This window comes from Salinilacustrithrix flava (assembly GCF_041228405.1).
Lineage (GTDB): Bacteria > Actinomycetota > Acidimicrobiia > Acidimicrobiales > Salinilacustritrichaceae > Salinilacustrithrix > Salinilacustrithrix flava.
In genome coordinates this window covers 1,015,024-1,035,205 of sequence record NZ_CP133888.1, presented here as the reverse complement: position 1 = coordinate 1,035,205, position 20,182 = coordinate 1,015,024, and the positions used below count along the sequence as shown (strand labels likewise).

Here is a 20,182-nt window from a genome sequence, read left to right as displayed (position 1 = left end):
CGAGGCGGGCGTGAATGGCCCGGGGCCTTGTGACCTTCGGCCCCGGTGGCCTCCTGCGGCCGTCCGTATGGTTCTCCACATGCCCGATCGGGCGACGGAACACCAAGAGGCAAAGGACGCAACCATGACCTTGACCGAGGATCGCTCCTCCACCACCCCGCAGACTCCGGTCGACAAGCCGATCCCGGTGACCCGGCGTCGGATCGACCACCTCCTCATCGGCGCCGGCGTCCTCGCCGCCGTCGTGCTGGCCATCGCCGGCGGCCTGCTCACCTGGGGCAGCAACTTCGCCGAGGACTACGTGAGCGACGAGCTCACCGCCCAGAACATCACCTTCCCGCCCTCCGAGGCCCTCGTCGAAGATGGTCGCGAGGACCTGGCGGAGTACGGCGGCGAGCAGGTCACCACCGGCGAGCAGGCCGAGGCCTACGCCAGCTACATCCAGGGCCACGTCGAGGCCACCGCCGGCGGCCTCACCTACGCCGAGATCCCGGACCGTGCGGCACGGACCGCCCTGCAGGAGGCCATCGACAGCGGCGCTCCCGAGGCCGAGATCGCCGAGCTGGAGCAGGAGGCGACCACCCTCAGCCAGCAGCGTGACACGGTCTTCAAGGGCGAGATGCTGCGAGGCACGCTCCTGAACGCCTACGCCTGGTCCACCATGGGCCAGATCGCCGGCATCGCCGCAACCGCCGCCTTCGCCGCAGCAGCGGTCATGGTGGTCCTGTCGGCCGCCGGTGCGATGCACCTCCGCAAGGTCGGCAAGACGGCCTGACGGAACCGGACCCGCTGAGCGGGTCTGCTCCGAGAGCGAAGAGCCCGGTGGCACCGCCACCGGGCTCTTCCGCGTCCGGGCCGCCGACGCACGCGGCGTGCGGGTTGCCATGATCGTCCGGTGCGCCTGCTGCCGACGTCCCGCCCGATCCGCATCGGCCTGCTCGTGGCGCTCGTCGTCCTGGTGGGCCTCGGCGTCGCGTTCCGCCAGCAGGTCGGCGACGTCTACGGCTACGTCTTCCCCGACGGCATCGTCGACGACGCCGAAGACCGCACGAGCGCGCCGGCCCCGACGACGCCGGACGAGCCGACCACCTCCACGACGGCACCCTCCACCACGACGTCGCCGACGCCGCCCGAGACGGGAGAGGATCCGGCAGTGGTGCTGGAGCCGGTCGTCGAGCTGCCCGGTCCGTCGGCCGCGGTCGACCTGGCGGGACCGGGGCCGATCCTGGTGTCGACCCTGGACGGGCGCGTCCACGCCGTGGACCTCGACGCCGGGACGAGCGAGGTGGTCCTCGATCTGTCCGACCGGGTGTCGACGGGCGGCGAGCGGGGGTTGCTCGGGCTGGCGCTCGACCCGACCGGCGACCGCCTCTACCTGAACTACACCAACACCGCAGGCGACACCGAGGTGCGGTCGGTCGCCATGGACGGCGACCGGCCGGCCGAGTCGCCGGACTCGTCCGTGCTGCACCTCGAGATCGGCCAGCCCTACCGCAACCACAACGGCGGCAACCTGGTCTTCGGGCCCGACGGTGCCCTCTGGATCGGGGTGGGCGACGGGGGCAGCGCCAACGACCCGGCCGGCGTGGCCCAGGACCCCGACGTCCTGCTCGGCAAGATGCTCCGCGTCCTGCCCGACCCGGCGGGAGGCGTGGTGGCCCCGGCCTCCAACCCGGACTGGGGCGAGCGCCCGGAGATCTGGGCCATCGGGCTGCGCAACCCGTGGCGGTACTCCTTCGACCGCGCCACCGGGCAGCTGTGGATCGCCGACGTCGGCCAGAACGCCCGGGAGGAGGTCACCGTCGTGGACCCGACCGCCGATCGGGTGAACCTCGGCTGGAACCGGCTCGAAGGCACCCGTCCCCTGGCCGGGGAGCCCGGTCCGGACCTCACCGACCCGCAGCTCGAGTACACCCACGACGAGGGGTGCTCGATCACCGGTGGTCACGTGTACCGGGGCGAGGACAACCCCTCGCTGCAGGGGTGGTACCTCTTCGGCGACTTCTGCGGTGGGTGGATCCGAGCGGTCCCGGCCGATGCCCCGGGGTCGCCGCCGGTGGAGCTGGTCTCGGGCTTCGGGCCGGTGCTGTCCTTCGCCGAGCTGGAGGACGGTGAGCTGCTCGTGCTGGGGCAGACGGGCGTCCACGCCGTCAGTGCGCCAGGCTGAGGCATCGCACCATCGACCCAGGGGTAAGGGAGCGCGCATGAAGGTCCTCATCGCTGTCGACGACGAGCCGGAGTCGGAGGACGCGATGTCCTTCGCCCAGGAGCTCGTCCCCGACGACGCCGCCGTCATCGTCGTGAACGTGGCCCGCAGCACCATCACGCCCTACGGCACGATCGGAGGTCTCGGGGCGGCCTACGCCGGCAGCCCCACCCTCAGCGCCGAGGCCGACCTGCGGGCCCAGGAGCTGGCCGACCAGGAGGCGGCCCAGGTCGTCGAACGGGCCGGCGAGGCCCTGCACGCCGACGAGCGGCGGGTCGAGCACGGCGACGTCGGGCCGACCATCTGCAAGGTCGCCGAGGACGAAGGCGTCGACCTCGTGGTCCTCGGCACCCACGATCGCAGCCGCTGGTCGCGCCTGTGGTTCGGCTCGGTGTCCGAGCACGTGGTGCGCCACGCGCCGTGCCCGGTGCTGGTGGTGCGGCGATGAGCACGCCGAACCCGACCCAGCCCGAGCCGATGCCCGGCCCCGACCCCGACCGCCCGCCGGTGCCGGACCCGACGCCGAACCCCGGTCCCGGTCCGCAGCCGCCCGATCCTGCCCCGCCGGTCCCGGATCCGGGGCCGGACCCCGATCCGCAGCCGTCGCCGGACCCGCTGCCGGGCCGGCCTCGCCCGCCGGTCCCGAACCCGCAGGCATCGCCGGCCGATCGAGCCGGCTGACGCGCTAGCTGCGCAGCTTCTTGCGCTTCTTGCGCACGGTCTTGGTCACGTCGTCCACCTGGTGGCGGGCGTCGTCCGCGAAGTGCTCGGCCTTCTTGCGAGCGCGATCCGCGGCCTTGCGAGCCGACTTCGAGGTCTTCTGCAGCCGGGCGCGGGCCTCCTCGGCGCGGGCCTCGGCCTGCTTGCGGGCACGCGCCGCCTGTGCTTCGGCCTTCTCCCGTCGGACGCGGCGGCGCTCGTCCTTGCGCGCGTCCTTCGCGCTCTGCAGCGCGTCGAGCTCGCTGCCCTTCAGGTCGTGCTCCACGGTCTCGAGGCGCTCCGCCAGCGCAGCACGGAGCGCGGACGTCTGCTCCAGGTCGGCGCGGGTGGCGGCCAGGTCGGCCTCGGCCTCGGTCAGCAGCTCCTTCTTGGACTTCCAGCCCACGAGGCCGAGCGTCGTGACCGACAGCGTCTTGCGGATGATTCCCACTGGGTCGCCTCCAGGGTTCAGGGGTGGGGACAGCGGTGGCCTTCCTACCCGATCCGCCGGCCGCCCATGTGGGCGACCCCCCTGATCCCTGTCGTCGGCATGAGGCGTGCCGCCACCGGCAAGGAAGCCCAGGGCCACCCACGAGCGACGTATCGTGGCCGGAGAACACCCTCGAGGGAGCCCGACATGGAGCACGACCAGACCCCGCCCGACCAGACCACGCCCGACACGGAGGCTGCCGGTCAGGCCGACTTCGTGGTCGTGGCCAACCGCCTCCCGGTCCGGCTCGAGGACGACGGGTCGTGGGCGCTGAGCCCCGGCGGCCTGGTGTCGGCGATGCTCCCGGTGATGCGCGAGCGGTCCGGCTCCTGGGTCGGCTGGGACGGCAGCGACGACGGCGAGGCGCAGCGCTTCGAGTTCGAGGGCATCACGCTGTCCGCCCTGGCCCTGTCTCACCAGGAGCGCGAGGAGTACTACGGCGGCGCCTGCAACGAGACGATCTGGCCGCTGTTCCACGACGCGATCGAGACCACGCAGTTCCACCGCGAGACATGGGCTGCGTACCGCACGGTCAACCAGCGCTTCGCCGACGCGGCCTGCGCCGAGCTCGCCGAGGGCGGCACGGTGTGGGTGCACGACTACCAGCTGCAGCTGGTGCCCCGGATGATCCGCGCGCAGCGACCCGACGTGCGGATCGGCTTCTACCTGCACATCCCGTTCCCTCCGCTGGAGCTGTTCTCCCGCCTGCCGTGGCGGGCCGAGCTCCTCGCCGGCCTGCTCGGTGCCGACGTGATCGGCGTGCAGACCCAGGCCGACGCCCGCAACGTCCTCTACGGCGTGCGTCGGTTCTGCGAGGTCGACGACCTCACCTTCGCCGGCGACGGTGGCGTCGTGCGCACCGGCCGGGAGACCTCGGTCGTCAAGGCCTTCCCCATCTCCGTCGACTACGAGGCGATCGCCGAGCAGGCCGCCACCGACGAGGTCGAGCTGGCCGTGAAGGAGCTGCGCAAGGAGCTCGGCGACCCGAAGCACGTGCTGCTCGGCGTCGACCGGCTCGACTACACCAAGGGCATCGACCTGCGGCTCAAGGCGATCCACGAGCTGCTGATGGAGCACCGCCTCGATCCCCGGTCCACGGCCGTGATCCAGGTCGCCGTGCCCAGCCGGGAGGACGTGCAGGGCTACGACTCGGTGCGCAACCGGGTCGAGCAGCTCGTCGGCACCATCAACGGCGACTACGGCAAGCTGGGCCGGCCGGTGGTGCAGTACATCCACAAGAGCCTCCCGTTCTCCGAGCTGCTCGTGCTGTACCGGGCCGCCGACGTGCTGCTGGTGACCCCGTTCCAGGACGGCATGAACCTGGTCGCGAAGGAGTACGTGGCGGCCCGCGTCGACGACACCGGGGCGCTGGTGCTCTCCGAGTTCGCCGGCGCCGCCGAGGAGCTCAGCGAGGCCTTCCTGGTGAACCCCTACGACACCGAGCACCTCAAGGAGCAGATCGCGGCCGCGGTCTCGATGGACGACGAGGAGCAGCGCTCGCACATGCACGCGATGCGAGACACCGTGCAGCGCAACGACCTCGCTGCGTGGGCCACGGCGTTCCTCGCCCTGCTGTCCATCAGCTGACCGAAACCTACGATTCCTCCATGCCGTCCCTCTTCGACCGCGTCTGCATCAACCTCCAAGCCGTGGACACCGTCCGCCGGATGGGGCTGCTGCACCCGAAGATGGCGACGACCGCCCTGCAGTCGGCGAAGCGGTGGGGGCCGACCCTCGCCGCCGGCTTCGCCGCGGGCGTCGCCCGCCGCGGCGACCAGGCCGCCATCGTCGACGACGACGGGACGCTCACGTTCCGCCAGGTGCACCAGCAGTCGAGCGCGCTGGCCAACGCGCTGGCCGACCGCGGCGTGGGGCCCGAGACGCCGGTGGCGCTGCTCGCGCGCAACAGCCGGTGGTTCGTCCTGGCCGTGGCCGCGCTGGACAAGCTCGGCGCCACCGTCCTGTACATGAACACCGGCTTCGCCGGTCCGCAGCTCGCCGAGGTGCTCGAGCGGGAGGGCTGCGACCTGCTGCTGCACGACGACGAGTTCAGCGTGGCCGTCGCCGGCTACGCCCCTGACGTCCAGCGGCTCGTCTGCGACCGGGCTCCGGCCGACGGCACCGAGGACCTCCCCGCGCTGGTCGCCGCCGCGTCGACGAGCGACCCGGCCAAGCCCGAGCGCCAGGGCCGCCAGGTCATCCTCACGTCCGGCACCACCGGCACGCCGAAGGGGGCGTCGCGCAGCAAGGAGAGCCTCGGCGCCGGCCTCGCCGCCGCCACCGCCATCTTCCAGCGCGTGCCGTTCCGCACCGAGGACGTCCACGCCGTCCCCGCGCCGATGTTCCACTCGCTCGGCAACGCCTCGCTCCTGGCCGCAGCCACCATGTCGCACACGCTGGTGCTGGCCCGGCGGTTCGAGCCCGAGCACCTGCTCGCCCAGATCGAAGCGCACCGCGTCCGCGTCGTCACCGTCGTGCCGGTGATGCTGCAGCGCATCCTCGCGCTGCCGACCGAGGTCACCGAGCGCTACGACACCTCCAGCCTCGAGGTCGTGTTCTGCTCGGGCTCCGCGCTGCCCGGGTCGCTCGCCACCCAGTGGATGGATCGCTTCGGCGACAACCTCTACAACATGTTCGGCTCCACCGAGGTGGCCGTCGCCACCATCGCCACACCGGAGGACCTGCGTGCTGCGCCGGGGACGGCCGGCAAGCCGCTGTCCGGCGTCGACGTCCGGCTCTACGACGACGACGACCGCGAGATCACCGAGCCCGACACGGTCGGGCGCATCTTCGTGGGCAGCGCGCTGCGCTTCGAGGGCTACACGGGCGGCCAGACCAAGCCGTCCATCGACGGCCTGCTCTCCTCCGGCGACCTCGGCCGCTTCGACGCCGACGGCCGCCTGTTCGTCGGTGGTCGCGACGACGACATGATCGTGTCGGGCGGCGAGAACCTGTTCCCGAGCGAGGTCGAGGACCTGCTGTCCGACATGGCGGGCGTGCGCGAGGTCGCGGTGTTCGGCGTCGAGGACGACCAGTTCGGCCAGCGCCTCGCCGCCTTCGTGGTGCCCGAGGACGGCGTCACCCTCGACGACCGGGCCATCAAGGACCACGTCAGGGCGAACCTCGCCAACTACAAGGTGCCCCGCTCGGTGTGGTTCCTGGACGAGCTGCCCCGGAACCCGACGGGCAAGGTGCTCAAGCGCGAGCTGCGTCAGCGGTTCCCGGACGCGTAGTCGCGACGCCGCACCGGCGGATCGGGGTCGCTCTCCTGGGGTCGGGGGGCGCCGCCGAGGGGCCAGACGAAGGTGAGCATGCCGGTCCACAGCACGTGGGCGACGACGGGGGCGACGACCCCGCCCCGCCAGGCGAAGAGCGCGCCCCAGATGATCCCGCCGAGGAGCGCGGCGAGGGCCAGTGCCCACTTCCGCTCGAAGACCTGGACCCCCGTGTAGACGGCCAGGGCCAGCACCATGCCGCCGACGCCCTGGAGGACGCTGCGGAACAGCAGCTCCTCGGCGATGCCCATGGCCACGATCGGCCCCACCATCCGGCGCGAGGTGTCCTCGTCGCCGAGCAGGTAGAGGTCCCGGACCTGGTCCCCGAACGCGGGGAAGAGCCAGGCGATGACGGCGTAGCCGAGGTGGGTGAGCACCAGCCATCCGGCGCCGACGAGCAAGCCGATGGCCAGCTCGGTCCATGTGAACGGGCCGACGAGCCCGGGGAAGCGGCCGAGGACGACCAGCCCGCCCAGGGCGGTGGCGGCCACGAGACCGGCGGCGACCCACGTCCGCGGCCAGATGCCCGGGCGCGGGAGGGCGAACATGTAGGCGAACGCGCCGAAGGCGACCGCGGTCGACACCACGAGGACGGCGAGCTCGGTGCTCATGGGGTGCGGTCGACGTCGGTCGTGCGGGCGGAGAAGCCGTCCCACGAGGTGACGCGCGCCGCGCGGATCGCCACCGTGGCGCGGGACCCGTCGACCTCGACCACGTCGAGCCGGCCCCGCAGCATCACGCCGCGCTTGCGGTCGGGCCGCCGGCTGGCGCTGTCGTCGAAGGTGGCGCACCCCGCGCCCGGCAGGTGGGCGCGCACCTGGGCGAGGGCGGCGGCGGACACGTCGAAGCGGTCGCCGCCCTGCCAGCGGGCGGGGAGCACGATCGGGCCGTGGGGCGTGGCGATGCCGAGCCGAGCGGGCGCGGCGACGTCGACGAGGTGGCGGACGTCCTCGGGCAGCTCGGGCAGCGAGCCATCGGCTCGGTCGCTCGTGCAGCGCAGCTCCGATGGAGCGGGCAGCTCGGGCGTCCAGTCCCCGGACCCGTCCAGCAGGTCGAAGCCCTCGACGCGCAGCGAGCGGTCGATGCGGGTCACCAGCAGCACCCGGTTGTGCGGCAGCCAACCGCTCGGCACCCTGCCGGCCGCCTCCACGTAGCCGAGCAGCTGCTCCAGCTGGTCGCCCGCCAACCGCAGCGTGGCGGGGCCGGCGATGAGCGCGCCTGCGGGGTCGGACAGCATGTCCTCGGGGTGGCGCAGGTCGACGGCGACCGTCGGTCCGGCGACGACCTCGGTCGATCCGTCGCCCTGCTCGACCGTGGCGGCCGCGACCCGGTGGGCGCGCACGCTCCTCGCCTTGAGGGAGTCGCGCGATGTCGTCGTGATGAAGCGGCCGCTCTGGACGACGCCGGCCTGCATCGTCACGTGCGGGCCCGAGCGCGTCGTCACGGCGTAGGCAGCGAAGCCGTCCTGGGCCTGCACGGGTGCGGGGTCGGCCGGCTCGACCGCGGTCACGCGTCGACCCGGACCCGTTCTGACTGGCTCTGCATGCCGTCGCCGATCGCAGCGGGGTCGACCCCGAGGTGGCGGTAGAGGCGCTCGGCGAACACGTCGCCGGTGCGGGCCATGCTCGACGCCATCACCCGCTCGACGGCGCGGCGGGACAGCGACGGCAGCGGCAGATCGACGTGCAGCGTGATGTCGATCGACAGGTGGGTGCGGTCCGGGCCCACCTCGGTCAGCTGGTAGATGCCGTCGGCGCCGGCCCGCTCGGTCTGGCCGGCGGACGGAGCGTGGCTGAAGGAGATCCGGGACGGTTCGTCGAAGGCCATGTGCTCGGTGAACGACGGGGCGATCTCGACGCCGAGAGCTCGGATGCCGCTCAGCTGCCAGCACCACCGGTCGCCGTCGACGGTGATGCCGTCGAGCAGCGGGGTCATCTCGGTGAGGCACTGCGGATCGGTCAGCACCTCCCAGACGGCGCTGCGGGGCACGGGGACGTCGCCGTCGGACACGTTGCGGGTCGAGAAGCAGGTCACGGAGGAGGCTGTACCCGCCCCCGCGGGGCGCTCATGCGCCCTGTGACGTCAGACCAGGTGCCGCCGGAGGAACACGTAGAGCAGCGCCTGCATGGTCGCCTGCTGGGCGGCGTCGGCCGCACCGCCGTGCCCACCCTCGGTGTTCTCCCAGTAGGTGACGTCCTTGCCGAGCTCGCCGAGCAGGGCCGCCATCTTGCGGGCGTGTCCGGGGTGGACCCGGTCGTCCCGGGTGGAGGTCGTCAGCAGGATCGGCGGGTGGGCCCGGTCGGGGTCCACCTGGTGGTAGGGCGAGTACCCCTCCAGGTGGGCCCAGTCGTCGGGATCGTCGGGGTCGCCGTACTCCGCCATCCACGACGCGCCGGCGAGGAGCAGGTGGTAGCGGGCCATGTCGAGCAGCGGGACCTGGCAGACGATGGCCCCCCACAGCTCCGGGGAGCGCACGTACATGTTGCCGACGAGCAGGCCGCCGTTGCTGCCGCCCGTGCACCCGAGCCGGTCCGCGCTGGTGACGCCCCGGTCGATGAGGTCGCGCGCGACGGCCTCGAAGTCCTCGTAGACGCGCGGGCGCTGCTCCCGCAGGCCGGCCTGGTGCCAGCGCGGGCCGTACTCGCCACCGCCTCGGATGTTGGCCAGCACGTAGGTGCCGCCGGCCTCGAGCCAGGCCCGCCCGAGCGCCGGTGCGTAGGCGGGGAGCCGGGGCACCTCGAAGCCGCCGTACCCGCCGAGCAGCGTCGGTCGGGGGCCGTCGGCCCCGCCCTCGGGACCGACCTCGAAGTAGGGGATGCGGGTGCCGTCCGCGCTGGTGGCGAAGTGCTGGGTGATGGCCAGCCCGGCGCCGTCGAAGCGCGCCGGCGCCCGCCGCAGCAGCTCCGGCGGGTCGTCCCGGTCGCCGACGTGGACGCGGTAGAGCGACTCGGGCGTGAGGAAGTCGTTGGCGACGAGCCAGACGTCGTCGCAGGTGTCGGCGTCGACCGCCGCGACCTCCAGGGACCACACGTCCGGGAGGGCGGTGATCGGCCGCGCCGCCCAGGTGCCATCGGCGTCGGGGTGCACGACCTCGAGACGGTTGCGCACGTCGTCCAGCACGTTCAGGACCAGGCGCGACCGGGTCCAGGTGTGGCCGGCGAGCGCCCGCTGCGCGGTCGGGGTGAACACGGCCATCGGGGTCGAGGTGCCGGCGAGGTAGCCGTCGACGTCGACGAGGAGGAGCGAGCCGCCGGGGTGGGTGGTGCCGTCGAGCGTCCAGTCCTTGCGCAACGACAAGGTCAGCCACGGGCCGTGGACCGAGACCTCGATGTCGATGGGCACGTCGATCCGGACCGGCTCGGCCCCGGGCCCGGCGCCGTCAGGGATGATCCACGTCTCCGAGGTGTAGAAGTCGAGCATCCGCTGGAACAGGTGGTGCCGGCCGCCGGGGATGGTGCCGACCGCGGCGCCGACGACGATGTCGGCCTCGTCGCCCTCGAAGACGATCTCGGCCTCGGTCAGCGGGGTCCCCCGGCGCCAGCGACGGACGGTGCGGGGGTACCCGGACCGGGTCAGGCTGCCCGGGCCGTGGTCGGTGGTGGCGTAGACGGTGTCGTCATCGACCCAGGTCAGCCCGCCCTTGGCCAGCGGGCGCACGAACCCACCGTCGGCCTCGGGGACGAACGCCTTGTCGACCAGGTCCAGCTCCCGGGTGACCGATGCGTCCGACCCGCCGGGGGAGAGGTCCACGAGCGTGCGCCGGCGGTCGGAGCGCCGCGTGTCGGCCCCGTGGAAGACCCAGGACTCGCCCTCCTCGGCGCCGAGGGCGTCGACGTCGAGGACGGTCTCCCAGGTCGGGTCGCCGCCCCGGTAGTCCGCCCACGTGGTCCGCCGCAGGATCCCGCGGCGGTGGGAGGCATCGGTCCAGAAGTTGTGGACGGTCGGATCGTCGGCCGGGTCGCCGTGCAGGGAGGGGTAGGCGATGCGGTCGTCGGCCTCGAGCACCTCGAGGATCCGCTCCCGCAGCGGCGCGAAGGCCGGGTCGGCGAACAGGTCGGCCTCGGCCTCGGCGTTCCGCTCTTCGACCCACGCCATCGCGTCGGTCCCCTCGATGTCCTCCAGCCAGATGCGCTCGTCGGTCACGGATCGACCCTACGGCCGGACCGGCACGACGACGGCCCGCCCCGCAGTGCGGGACGGGCCGGAGCCGGTTGGTGAGCTCGGAGCGGCAGCGCCGCTCAGGGTGCCGTCAGGAGGTGGCGGCGACGATGGCAGCCGACAGGGCGGCGGCGGCCATGGGCATGTGCTGTCCCGCGGCGCGGAGGTCGTCGAAGACCGACGTCTCGCCGGCGATCAGCGAGTCGATCGCCGTCGTGAGGGTGGCGACGTGCTCGTCGAGGCTGGCGACGAGGGCGTCGGCGGGGAGCTCGCCGCCCGTGATGCGCTCGAAGAAGTCGCCGGCGGCCTGCTGGTAGCCGTCGAGGTCGGTCAGGGCCTGCTCGGCGGCGGCGTCGTCGCCGGTGGCCTTGCCGAGCGTGTAGTCGACGAAGAAGCCGATGTGCTCGCGCCACAGGCCGAGGAACGCCTCCTGGTCCTCAGGGGTGGAGACAGACCCGACGACCTCGGCGAGCTCGACCGAGTTGGCGTCGAGCGTGGCGACCGCGGCCTGCACGGCCGGGGCCTCCATGTCGCCGCCGGCCTCGACGGCCTGCTCGATGGCGATGCCGGCCAGGTAGACGTGCTCCTGGAGCAGGTCGGTCAGCACGGCGCGGGTCTCGGCGGGGGCGCTGTCGACCTCGCCGTCGAACATGTCCGGGACTGCGGCGACGACCGCGCCGGCGATCGCCGTGGCGGCCATCGGCATGTGGTCGGCCGCGGCCTGCAGCAGGTCGAAGGCCTCAGCGTCGCCGGCGACGAGGGCGTCGATGGCGGCGGTCAGGGTCTCGATGTGGACGTCGAGGCTCTCGACGAGGGCGTCGGCGGGGAGCTCGCCGGCGGTGATCTCCTCGAAGAAGTCACCGGCGGCCTGCTGGTAGCCCTGCAGGTCGGTCAGGGCCTGATCGGCGGCGGCTTGGTCGCCGGTGGCCTTGCCGAGCGTGTAGTCGACGAAGAAGCCGATGTGCTCACGCCAGAGGCCGAGGAAGGCCTCGGCGTTCTCGTCGCCGGCGACGGAGCCGATGGCTTCGCTGAGGGCGACCGAGTTGGCGTCGAGGGTGGCGACGGCGGCCTGCACGGGGGCGGCCTCCATGTCGCCGCCGGCGTCGAGGGCGGTCTCGATGGCGATGCCGGCGAGGTACACGTGCTCCTGGAGCAGCGACGTCATGTTGGCGCGCAGGGTGGCGGCGCCGGTCTCGGTGCCGGCGGTCTCGCCCTCCTCCATGTCCATCTCGTCGGAGGACTCGGTGGTCGTCGTGGTCTCCTCGACCGGGGCGGGATCGCCCGACTGGGCGACGTCGGTGTCGTCGTCGCCGCCGCAGGCGGCGAGCGCCATGGAGGCGGCGAGGCTGATGGCGAGGAGCTTCTTGCTCGTGGGACGCATGGTTCGGTTCTCCGGGGGTTGCGATCGGGGGGAGCGAGGCCGGGGCGGCGACGTGGGGGCGTCGCCGGCGTCCCGGGTCTCGTGTCTTCTACGGCGCCGTCGGCGAACTGGATGACGATCCGTGCTCGGCCGTGGTCTCGTAGAACCACCATGACCCTCTCTCGCCCCATCCTGCTCCTGGTGCTCGCACCCGTCCTGCTCGCCGCCTGCGGCGACGACGACACCGAGGTCGCCGATGCCGAGCCGGGTCCGACGATCACGATGGAGCAGTCCCGCTACGCCCCCGACTCCGTGGAGGTGGCACCGGGCTCGGAGGTCACCTTCGAGAACCTGGATCCCTTCGCCCACACGGTGACATCGGCCGAGGGGAGCCCGCTCGCGTTCGACTCCGGCGAGCTGGGCCAGGACGAGACCTACGTGCAGACCTTCGACGAGGCCGGCACGTACGAGTACTTCTGCGAGATCCACCCGACGATGCGGGCCGAGGTCGCGGTCGGCTGACGCCTTACGGCGCGCCGGTCGCGAGGGCGATGACCGCGTCCGCGACCTCCTCGGGCGTGCGGCCGTCGGTCGACACCTGGGGGAACCGGGCGTAGCCGGCCTCCCGCTCGGCGAGGAGCGCGGCGATCCGCCCGGCGGGGTCGTCGCCCTGGAGCAGCGGCCGCTGCCCGGCCTCGTCGCGCAGGCGGGTGATGAGCGCCTCCGGCGATGCGGCCAGGCACACGACGATCCCGGTGGCCCCGAGGGTTGCCTGGTTGGCCGGGTCGAGCATGGTGCGCCCACCGGTCGCGACGACCGCTCCCGACGTCGCGGCGAGCTCGTCCGCCACCTCGCGCTCGAGCTGGCGGAAGTGGGCCTCGCCGTGGTCGGCGAAGAGGCGGGGGATGGACCCGTGGCGGGATTCGATCAGGGCGTCGGTGTCGACGAATCGACGGCCGAGGCGCTCGGCGACCAGGCGCCCGACGGTGGACTTGCCGGTGCCCATGAACCCGGTGAGGACGATGTTGGCCTCGTCGGAGGGAGCTGGCGGTTCGACGGGCACAGGGCGTGGGATGGTACCGGCCCTCCGGAGGCCGCCCTCGTAGGCTCGCCGGCATGACCCGCCGCGTCCTCGTGCTGAACGGGCCGAACCTGAACCTGCTCGGCACCAGGGAGCCCGAGGTCTACGGCGCCGACACCCTGGACGACGTGCTCGCGAACCTGCGCCGGCACGTCGAGGGTCGGGACGTGGAGCTGCGGGCGGTGCAGTCCAACATCGAGGGCGAGCTCGTCGATGCGCTGCACGAGGCCCGCACGTGGGCCGACGGGGTGGTGTTCAACCCCGGTGCGTTCACCCACTACAGCATCGCCTTGCGCGACGCCATCAGCGGCACGGGTCTGGCCGTCGTGGAGACCCACCTGTCGAACGTGCACGCCCGGGAGGAGTTCCGCCACCGCTCCGTGCTCGCGGCGGTGTGCCTCGGAGTCGTCGCCGGCTTCGGCGCCGACAGCTACCTGGTCGCGCTCGACGGCCTCCTCCGGCACCTCGAGCAGCAGGAGCCAGCCTCCTAGGCGATCGCCTGGAGGTGGCGGCGGGATCCGGGGTCGAGGTCGCCCAGGGCGGCGGCGGCCATCTCGAGCTCACCGGCCCGGATGTGCAGGGCGGCCTGCAGCGGGGCGAGGGCGTCGCTCGTGATCGAGGCGGCGTGGTCGCGCAGGGCCTGGGCGCGGGCGGCGGCGATGCGTGCGATGGTGGTGCGGTCGGCTTCCGAGGTGGTCGACATGGGGTGGCCTCCGGGGTGTGGGGACGCTGGGGTGCGGCGATCGGTACCCCTGCACGACCCGCGGCAGAACCCCGGTCAGGACCGACCGCGGGCCGGTGGGCGCCCGCCGGTCTCCCGGGGCACGCCCAGCGCGGCGAGGCGGCTGAACGCCGCCGCGGCGCGCTCGTCGACGACGTCGACCGGTGGTGGTCCGTCGTGCACGCGCGCCCAGGCGACCAGCTCGTCCGCGACGGCGTCGAGCTCGAGGGCCACGACCAGGAGCGGGACGGCGTCGAACGTCGGGTCCTCGCCGGCTGTGTCGGCGTAGGCGGCCACCACCGAGTCGCCGTCGGGCAGCCGGAGGACGGCCCGTGCCAGGTCGGCCGCCGGCGCGTCGAGGACGCGCTCGGCGTCGTCGCGGACGGCCAGCTGCCCACCGTCGTCCTCGAACAGGTCGGGCGCGAGGCCCGGGTGGGTCGGCGCGGCTGCGGCCTCCAACCGGCGGCGGTGGGGCTTGAGGGCGCCGTCGGTGCGCCGGATCAGCTCCAGCACCGCGCCGGCGCGGGTGGGCTCGGGCTGGGCGAAGCGCACCAGCGCGCTGCGCAGGCTCCAGTCACCGGTCCGGCTCGACTCGGCGTAGTCGACCAGGCGGTGCCCGTCGGGCAGGCCGGTGGCGGGCTCGGCGTGGGCTCGGGCCAGTGCGGCGGCGACGGCCTCGGGAGAGGGCACGGGGCCATTCAACCCCGGACGCGCCGGAGGCGCAGGCCCCCTTCGGTGCCTGCGCCTCCGCGCCCCCACAGGAGCGGGACGATCAGTTCACGACCATCGCCGTGACCATGCCGAACATGCCCTCTTCCCGCTCGACGTGGGTGAGGATGTGGCAGTGCCAGACCCAGGTGCCGGGGTCGTCGGGGTTGATGAGCACCGAGTACCGCTCGCCCGGTGCGACGTTGACCGTGTCGGCGAAGTACGGGTTGTCCAGCGGGATGCCGTCCTTGGCCACCACGAGCTGCGGGAACTGGTGCTGGTGCATGGGGTGCACCTGCAGGCCCTCGTTGGCGTAGTGCACGAGGATCCACTCGCCCTGCTCGGCGACGATCGGGGCGGTGGCCGGGAAGCTCTTGCCGTTGAGCGAGAGGCCGATGGTGCCGGCGTCGTTCAGGACCATCGGGATCTCCTGGCTGATCTCGAGGTCGGCCGGGATCTCCACGCCGCTGATGGTGCGGCCCCGGGGCAGGTCCACGTCGCCGATCTGGATGATGCCGAGCATGCCGTTCGGCACCGCCATTTGCCCGTGGACGTGGGCGTGGTAGATGCCGACGGCCTTCTTCACGGCCTCGAACTCGTAGGTGAAGGTCTCACCGCGCTTGATGAGGTCCTGGGTGTAGGGGGCCACACCGTCCATCGAGTTGGGCGTCCGGATGCCGTGCCAGTGCACGTCGGTGCCCATCGGCAGGTCGTTGGTGACGTCGAACCGGAGCTTGTCGCCGAGATCCACCTTGATGTAGGGGCCAGGGACCATGCCGTTGTAGGTCCAGGCCTCGACCATCTTGCCGGGCTCGACCTCCCACTCGACGATCTCGGCCGTCAGCTCGAAGCGCTTCGTGCCGTCGGCCATGATCTCGACCGGCTCCAGGGGCTCGTTGCCCACGCCCTCGGTCTCGGCCGGGAACGCGTTCATCGTGTCCATCATCGCCTGGTCGAGGGCGTCGGCTTCCTCCTCGGTCATCTCCGTGTGGTCGCCGCCGTGGCCGCCACCGGCGGCCTCCCCGGCGGCCGGGGTGTCACCCACGACGAGCGTCCCGCGCATGCCGGCGTCGGCGTGGCCGGCGATGTCGCAGATGAGCTCGTACTCGCCCTCGGCCAGCGAGGAGACGTCGAGGGACTCGGACTCGCCGTTGTTCAGGTCGGCGGTCCGCACGTCGTGGTCGACCACGACCAGGTTGTGGACCTGGGAGCCGTCGTTGCGCACGTCGAGCACGCCGGAGCCGCTCACCACGAGCGACTCGGGGTTGATCGCGAACTCGGTGAGGGTGGCGAGGGCCGAGGTGGGGGCCCCGCCTGCGTCGCCACCGCCGGCAGCGGTCTCGGCGTCGTCGTCACCGGAGGCGAAGGCGACGAAGCTGAAGACGAGGGCGGTGAAGGCGAGGATCACGACCAGGAGGAGGCCGATGTCGGTGCCGCGGCCGCGGTCCGGGGTGGCCTCGGGGGCGGTCGCGTCGGGTGGGGTGGTCACCGTCATTGGTGGGGAGCTGCTCCTTGTGGGGGGGGCCGCGCGTGTTGAGCGGGATGCGGGTCGTCGCATGATGGCCGGGATCCCAGGGTGCCACCGGGGTCACCGGTCATGCAGCGAGATGACATTGGTCCCGAGATCCGCTGTTCGGACCTCCACCGCGGCCGCTGGGTAGGTTTCCCGGGCGTGGAGAGCACCGTCACGCTCGAGGAGATGCGCCGCCTGCTCGACGCGGTGGTGGACGTGGGTGCCGGTCTGGATCTCCCGGACATCCTGAGCCGGGTCGTGGAGGCCGCCACCGAGCTGGCCGATGCCGAGTTCGGGGCCCTGGGTGTGCTCGATGCCACGGGCACCGAGCTCGAGGACTTCATCACGATCGGCATCGGCGAGGAGCGTCGAGCCCAGATCGGCCCGCTCCCCAAGGGCCACGGCATCCTCGGCCTGATCATCGACGGGGACGAGCCGGTCCGCCTCGACGAGCTCAGTGATCACCCGGCGGCCTACGGCTTTCCGCCCAACCACCCGCCGATGGGCTCGTTCCTCGGCGTGCCGATCCGCATCCGGGACCGCACCTTCGGCGACCTCTACCTCACCGAGAAGCGCGGGGGCGGCTCCTTCACCGAGGCCGACGAGGAGCTGGTGGTGGGCCTCGCCGCCGCCGCCGGGGTCGCCATCGACAACGCCCGCCTGCACGATCGGGTCGGGCGGCTCGCGCTCGCGGACGACCGGGCCCGGATCGGCCGCGACCTCCACGACACGGTGATCCAGCGGCTCTTCGCCACCGGCCTGGCCCTGCAGGGCGCCCAGGTCTTGTGCACCGCCGACCCGGCCGAGGCGGCCCGTCGCATCGAGGCCGCCGTCGACGACCTCGACCTCACGGTGAAGCACATCCGCTCGGTGATCTTCGGCCTCGATGCGTCCCGGCGCGGCGAGTCGGGCATGCGCGACCGGATCCTCTCGCTCACCCAGGAGGCGGCCGGGCCGCTCGGCTTCGGGCCTCGGGTGGCCTTCGACGGACCGGTCGACACGCTCGTGCCCGAGCACGCCCAGACCGACCTGCTCGCCACCCTCCGCGAGGCCCTCGCCAACGCAGCACGGCACGCGAAGGCCGGCACGGTCGACGTGCGGGTGCTGGCCACCACCGAGCAGGTCGAGCTCACGGTCCGCGACGACGGCATCGGCGGCGCCGCGACGCGCTCGGGCGGACGGGGGCTGCGCAACATGCAGACCCGCGCCGAGCGCCTGGGCGGCACCTGCACCATCGAGGACGGGCCCGAGGGGGGCACCGTGCTCACCTGGTGCGCGCCCGTGGAACCACCCGTCTAGCCGCGCTCAAACGGCGACGCGGTGACCGACGATGACGTCGGTGGAGAGCGCGAGCAGGACCCCGTCGGAGAACCAGCGGTGCACGGGCTCGACTGCCACTGCGTCGGCCACGACGCGGACGGTCCCGGTCACCGACACGCACCAGCCGACGCCGTGGTCGAGGTCGATGGTGTCGGCCTCGAAGCCGACCACCTGCCCGTCGATGCCGTCGCCGACCTCGTGGTGACCGGGCGTGCGGAGCAGCAGGTGGTCGTCTTGCAGCGTGTACTGCACGGGGAGCACGTAGGGCAGCGCGCCCGCGCTGATGGCGACCCGGCCGATGTCGGCCGCGGTGAGGAGACGGCGGCACTCGTCCGCCGTCATCGTCTGGAACCCGGTCCACACCTCTGTCACGGCGACGATCGTGGCGAGCGGCGCGTGCCGTGCCCAGGGTCATAGGTCCCGAGGGTGCGGCGCAAGCCCCGGGCACCAGCGGGACAGCCAGAAGTGCGAGGATGGTCGCCATGAGCACCACCCCGATCCGGGTCTTCGTCGTCGACGACCACGAGGTCGTCCGGCGCGGCCTGATGGACCTGCTCGACGCGGTCGACGACATCGAGATCGCCGGTGAGGCCGGCACCGTCGAGGACGCCATCGGCCGCATCCCGGGCAGCAACGTGGACGTCGCCGTCCTCGACGTGCGCCTGCCCGACGGCACCGGCATCGACATCGCCCGAGCGGTGCGCGAGCGCGACAGCTCGATCCAGTGCCTGATGCTCACCTCCTTCGACGACGAGGACGCGCTGCTCAACGCCATCCTCGCCGGTGCCTCCGGGTACCTGCTCAAGCAGGTGAAGGGCCTCGATCTCCTCGACGCCGTGCGGCGGGTGGCCGCAGGGCAGTCGCTGCTCGATCCGGCCGTCACCGAACGGGTGCTGCGCGCCGTGCGCAACCGGGAGCAGCGCGACGAGCGCCTCGAGCGGCTCACGCCCCAGGAGCACCGCATCGTGGAGCTGCTCGCCGAGGGGCGCACCAACCGCGAGATCGGGGCCGACATGTTCCTGGCCGAGAAGACCGTGAAGAACTACGTCTCCAACGTGCTGGCCAAGCTCGGCATGAGCCAGCGCACGGAGGCCGCCGTGTGGGCGGCCCGCCTCGACGAGCGCGGCGAGCTCCACCGGGACTGATCCCGTCAGGCGGAGCGCACGGCGACGTCGCGTCGCCGCCCGTGGCGGCCCGAGGCCGTGGCGGCGTCGAGGAGGCGCACGGCGATGCGGGAGCGGGTCGGGTCGTCGAGCGGACCCCGCACCGTCGCCACGATCTGCTCGCACACGGCGTCGCGGTGCAGGACGACGTCGCCGTCGTCGATGCCCATCTCGGCGAGCACCTGCTGCAGGGCGACCTGGACCGTGGCGGTGACGTGGTCGTCGCCCAGCTCGGCGACGCGGGCCAGGGCCGAACCGAGATCGGGGTGGGTGACGTCGTGGCGGCCGAGGGACACCACCGGCACGCCGGCCCGTCGGGCGCAGACCGTGCCGGCCGAGGGGGCGTCCTGGGGGTGCTGGAGCGCGGTGATGGCGAGATCGGCGCCCTCGTCGAGCGGGCACCGGTGCTCGACCAGGCCACGGCAGGTCAGGGGCGACGCCGGGTCGGGGAGGCACAGGTCCACGATCTCGTGGCCGTCCGTGCGGAGGCCCTCGGCCACCGTGGTGCTGGTGTCGGAGCGGTCGGTCAGCATGATCCGCATCGGAGGTCCCCCCTGGTCGCGTCGGTGCGTCTGTTCGCCGACATCGTCGGCGGCGCCGCGGGCCGGGCAACAGGGTCCAAGGTCCCTGGTCACCCGGGCAGCGGGAATGTTGTACATGCAACTACTGTTGGAGCGAGGTGAACACCGACCGACCGAGAGGTGCGCCATGAACGCCCCGACCACCGACCTGCGCCGAGCCGACGAGCGGTTCCACACCCGGATCTCCTGGCTCGACTCCCGCCACAGCTTCAGCTTCGGCGGGCACTACGACCCCGCCGAGGTCGGCCACGGCCTGCTCATCGTGTCCAACGACGACCGGGTCGCGGCCGGCAGCGGGTTCTCCACCCACCCCCACCGCGACATGGAGATCGTGACCTGGGTGCTCGACGGGGAGCTGGAGCACCGCGACTCCGAGGGCAACGAGGGTGTGATCTACCCGGGCCTCGCCCAGCGCATGAGCGCCGGGAGCGGCATCATGCACTCCGAGATGAACCACTCCTCCACGGCCGACGTGCACTTCGTGCAGATGTGGGTGCCGCCGCACGAGCGCGGGATCACGCCGGGCTACGAGCAGCTGGACCTCAACGCCGAGCTCGACGCCGGCGGCCTGGTGCCGGTCGCCTCCGGACGGGGCCACGAGAGCGCCATCTCGATCCACCAGCAGCACGCCGCCATGTGGGTCGCCCGCCTGGAGGCGGGGCGCTCGGTGGACCTGCCCGCCTCACCGTTCGTGCACCTGTTCGTGGCGCGCGGGGCAGTGGAGCTGAGCCAGACCGACGGCGCCCCCGGCGAGCCGCTGGCCCTCGCAGCGGGTGATGCCGCTCGCTTGCGCGACGCCGGGCACCCGGTGGTCACCGCGACCGAGCGGTCCGAGGTCATCGTGTGGGAGTCCGACCTGGAGGTCCGGCGATGACCGACGTGCCCGAAGCCGGCAGCGCCGGCACCG

Annotated in this window: 22 protein-coding genes; 10 read left to right on the top strand and 12 right to left on the bottom strand. The window is 72.8% G+C overall.

Going from position 1 to position 20,182, the window contains the following annotated elements:
* The first annotated feature begins 124 nt into the window (after positions 1 to 124).
* From RGQ06_RS05125 to RGQ06_RS05115, 3 genes are all read left to right on the top strand, one after another.
* Positions 125 to 775, top strand: a complete 651-nt coding sequence (locus tag RGQ06_RS05125; RefSeq protein WP_432427639.1) for a hypothetical protein — start codon at positions 125 to 127, stop codon at positions 773 to 775.
* Between the two features lie 120 nt (positions 776 to 895).
* A complete protein-coding gene (locus tag RGQ06_RS05120; protein WP_432427640.1) occupies positions 896 to 2,167 on the top strand; it encodes a PQQ-dependent sugar dehydrogenase in 1,272 nt (423 codons plus the stop codon).
* Between the two features lie 37 nt (positions 2,168 to 2,204).
* The gene (locus tag RGQ06_RS05115; protein WP_432427641.1) at positions 2,205 to 2,654 is read left to right on the top strand and encodes a universal stress protein; all 450 of its coding nucleotides are present in this window, start codon (positions 2,205 to 2,207) and stop codon (positions 2,652 to 2,654) included.
* Between the two features lie 237 nt (positions 2,655 to 2,891).
* Here the strand turns inward: RGQ06_RS05115 and RGQ06_RS05110 are convergent, their stop codons facing one another.
* Positions 2,892 to 3,356 carry a hypothetical protein gene (locus RGQ06_RS05110; protein WP_432427642.1) on the bottom strand — a complete coding sequence of 155 codons (465 nt, stop codon included), beginning with the start codon at positions 3,354 to 3,356 and terminating at the stop codon, positions 2,892 to 2,894.
* 186 nt (positions 3,357 to 3,542) lie between these two features.
* On the opposite strand from RGQ06_RS05110, the gene RGQ06_RS05105 reads away from it, so the two are divergent.
* Both RGQ06_RS05105 and RGQ06_RS05100 read left to right on the top strand, forming a co-directional pair.
* Positions 3,543 to 4,982, top strand: coding sequence for an alpha,alpha-trehalose-phosphate synthase (UDP-forming) (locus tag RGQ06_RS05105; protein WP_432427643.1), 1,440 nt, complete (start codon positions 3,543 to 3,545; stop codon positions 4,980 to 4,982).
* 20 nt (positions 4,983 to 5,002) lie between these two features.
* Positions 5,003 to 6,628: an AMP-binding protein gene (locus tag RGQ06_RS05100; protein WP_432427644.1), complete on the top strand. Its 1,626-nt coding sequence runs from the start codon at positions 5,003 to 5,005 to the stop codon at positions 6,626 to 6,628.
* Here the strand turns inward: RGQ06_RS05100 and RGQ06_RS05095 are convergent.
* The 5 genes from RGQ06_RS05095 to RGQ06_RS05075 form a co-directional block, all read right to left on the bottom strand.
* Positions 6,607 to 7,281 carry a CPBP family glutamic-type intramembrane protease gene (locus tag RGQ06_RS05095; protein ID WP_432427645.1) on the bottom strand — a complete coding sequence of 225 codons (675 nt, stop codon included), beginning with the start codon at positions 7,279 to 7,281 and terminating at the stop codon, positions 6,607 to 6,609. The two genes, RGQ06_RS05100 and RGQ06_RS05095, sit on opposite strands and share 22 nt — an antisense overlap.
* Complete coding sequence (locus tag RGQ06_RS05090; protein WP_432427646.1) at positions 7,278 to 8,180, bottom strand: hypothetical protein; 903 nt, start codon at positions 8,178 to 8,180, stop codon at positions 7,278 to 7,280. Before RGQ06_RS05090 ends, RGQ06_RS05095 begins: the two co-directional genes overlap by 4 nt.
* Positions 8,177 to 8,704 (bottom strand): hypothetical protein, encoded by a 528-nt coding sequence (locus RGQ06_RS05085; RefSeq protein WP_432427647.1) that lies wholly within the window; start codon positions 8,702 to 8,704, stop codon positions 8,177 to 8,179. The genes RGQ06_RS05090 and RGQ06_RS05085 overlap by 4 nt, the downstream gene beginning before the upstream one ends.
* Before the next feature lie 48 nt (positions 8,705 to 8,752).
* Positions 8,753 to 10,813 (bottom strand): prolyl oligopeptidase family serine peptidase, encoded by a 2,061-nt coding sequence (locus tag RGQ06_RS05080; protein WP_432427648.1) that lies wholly within the window; start codon positions 10,811 to 10,813, stop codon positions 8,753 to 8,755.
* Positions 10,814 to 10,919: 106 nt separating this feature from the next.
* Positions 10,920 to 12,209: a copper amine oxidase gene (locus RGQ06_RS05075; RefSeq protein WP_432427649.1), complete on the bottom strand. Its 1,290-nt coding sequence runs from the start codon at positions 12,207 to 12,209 to the stop codon at positions 10,920 to 10,922.
* Between the two features lie 150 nt (positions 12,210 to 12,359).
* Here RGQ06_RS05075 and RGQ06_RS05070 point away from each other — a divergent pair, with 150 nt between their 5' ends.
* Complete coding sequence (locus RGQ06_RS05070) at positions 12,360 to 12,710, top strand: cupredoxin domain-containing protein (protein WP_432427650.1); 351 nt, start codon at positions 12,360 to 12,362, stop codon at positions 12,708 to 12,710.
* Between the two features lie 4 nt (positions 12,711 to 12,714).
* Here the strand turns inward: RGQ06_RS05070 and RGQ06_RS05065 are convergent, their stop codons facing one another.
* Positions 12,715 to 13,251 carry a shikimate kinase gene (locus RGQ06_RS05065; RefSeq protein WP_432427651.1) on the bottom strand — a complete coding sequence of 179 codons (537 nt, stop codon included), beginning with the start codon at positions 13,249 to 13,251 and terminating at the stop codon, positions 12,715 to 12,717.
* A 53-nt stretch (positions 13,252 to 13,304) separates the two neighbouring features.
* On the opposite strand from RGQ06_RS05065, the gene aroQ reads away from it, so the two are divergent.
* A complete protein-coding gene (gene aroQ / locus RGQ06_RS05060; protein ID WP_432427652.1) occupies positions 13,305 to 13,760 on the top strand; it encodes a type II 3-dehydroquinate dehydratase in 456 nt (151 codons plus the stop codon).
* Here aroQ and RGQ06_RS05055 read toward each other — a convergent pair.
* The 3 genes from RGQ06_RS05055 to RGQ06_RS05045 all read right to left on the bottom strand — a co-directional run bounded on the left by RGQ06_RS05055 (position 13,757) and on the right by RGQ06_RS05045 (position 16,187).
* Complete coding sequence (locus tag RGQ06_RS05055; RefSeq protein WP_432427653.1) at positions 13,757 to 13,972, bottom strand: hypothetical protein; 216 nt, start codon at positions 13,970 to 13,972, stop codon at positions 13,757 to 13,759. The two genes, aroQ and RGQ06_RS05055, sit on opposite strands and share 4 nt — an antisense overlap.
* A gap of 75 nt (positions 13,973 to 14,047) precedes the next feature.
* Positions 14,048 to 14,680: a hypothetical protein gene (locus RGQ06_RS05050; protein WP_432427654.1), complete on the bottom strand. Its 633-nt coding sequence runs from the start codon at positions 14,678 to 14,680 to the stop codon at positions 14,048 to 14,050.
* Between the two features lie 82 nt (positions 14,681 to 14,762).
* Positions 14,763 to 16,187, bottom strand: coding sequence for a multicopper oxidase domain-containing protein (locus RGQ06_RS05045; RefSeq protein WP_432427655.1), 1,425 nt, complete (start codon positions 16,185 to 16,187; stop codon positions 14,763 to 14,765).
* A 183-nt stretch (positions 16,188 to 16,370) separates the two neighbouring features.
* Here RGQ06_RS05045 and RGQ06_RS05040 point away from each other — a divergent pair, with 183 nt between their 5' ends.
* Positions 16,371 to 17,510: a GAF domain-containing protein gene (locus tag RGQ06_RS05040; RefSeq protein WP_432427656.1), complete on the top strand. Its 1,140-nt coding sequence runs from the start codon at positions 16,371 to 16,373 to the stop codon at positions 17,508 to 17,510.
* Between the two features lie 6 nt (positions 17,511 to 17,516).
* On the opposite strand, the gene RGQ06_RS05035 is transcribed toward RGQ06_RS05040, so the two are convergent.
* Positions 17,517 to 17,903, bottom strand: coding sequence for a pyridoxamine 5'-phosphate oxidase family protein (locus RGQ06_RS05035; RefSeq protein WP_432427657.1), 387 nt, complete (start codon positions 17,901 to 17,903; stop codon positions 17,517 to 17,519).
* 110 nt (positions 17,904 to 18,013) lie between these two features.
* Here RGQ06_RS05035 and RGQ06_RS05030 point away from each other — a divergent pair, with 110 nt between their 5' ends.
* The gene (locus RGQ06_RS05030; RefSeq protein ID WP_432427658.1) at positions 18,014 to 18,676 is read left to right on the top strand and encodes a response regulator; all 663 of its coding nucleotides are present in this window, start codon (positions 18,014 to 18,016) and stop codon (positions 18,674 to 18,676) included.
* Positions 18,677 to 18,681: 5 nt separating this feature from the next.
* Here the strand turns inward: RGQ06_RS05030 and RGQ06_RS05025 are convergent, their stop codons facing one another.
* The gene (locus RGQ06_RS05025; protein ID WP_432427659.1) at positions 18,682 to 19,227 is read right to left on the bottom strand and encodes a hypothetical protein; all 546 of its coding nucleotides are present in this window, start codon (positions 19,225 to 19,227) and stop codon (positions 18,682 to 18,684) included.
* A 175-nt stretch (positions 19,228 to 19,402) separates the two neighbouring features.
* On the opposite strand from RGQ06_RS05025, the gene RGQ06_RS05020 reads away from it, so the two are divergent.
* Positions 19,403 to 20,149 carry a pirin family protein gene (locus tag RGQ06_RS05020; RefSeq protein ID WP_432427660.1) on the top strand — a complete coding sequence of 249 codons (747 nt, stop codon included), beginning with the start codon at positions 19,403 to 19,405 and terminating at the stop codon, positions 20,147 to 20,149.
* The last annotated feature ends 33 nt before the right edge of the window (positions 20,150 to 20,182 follow it).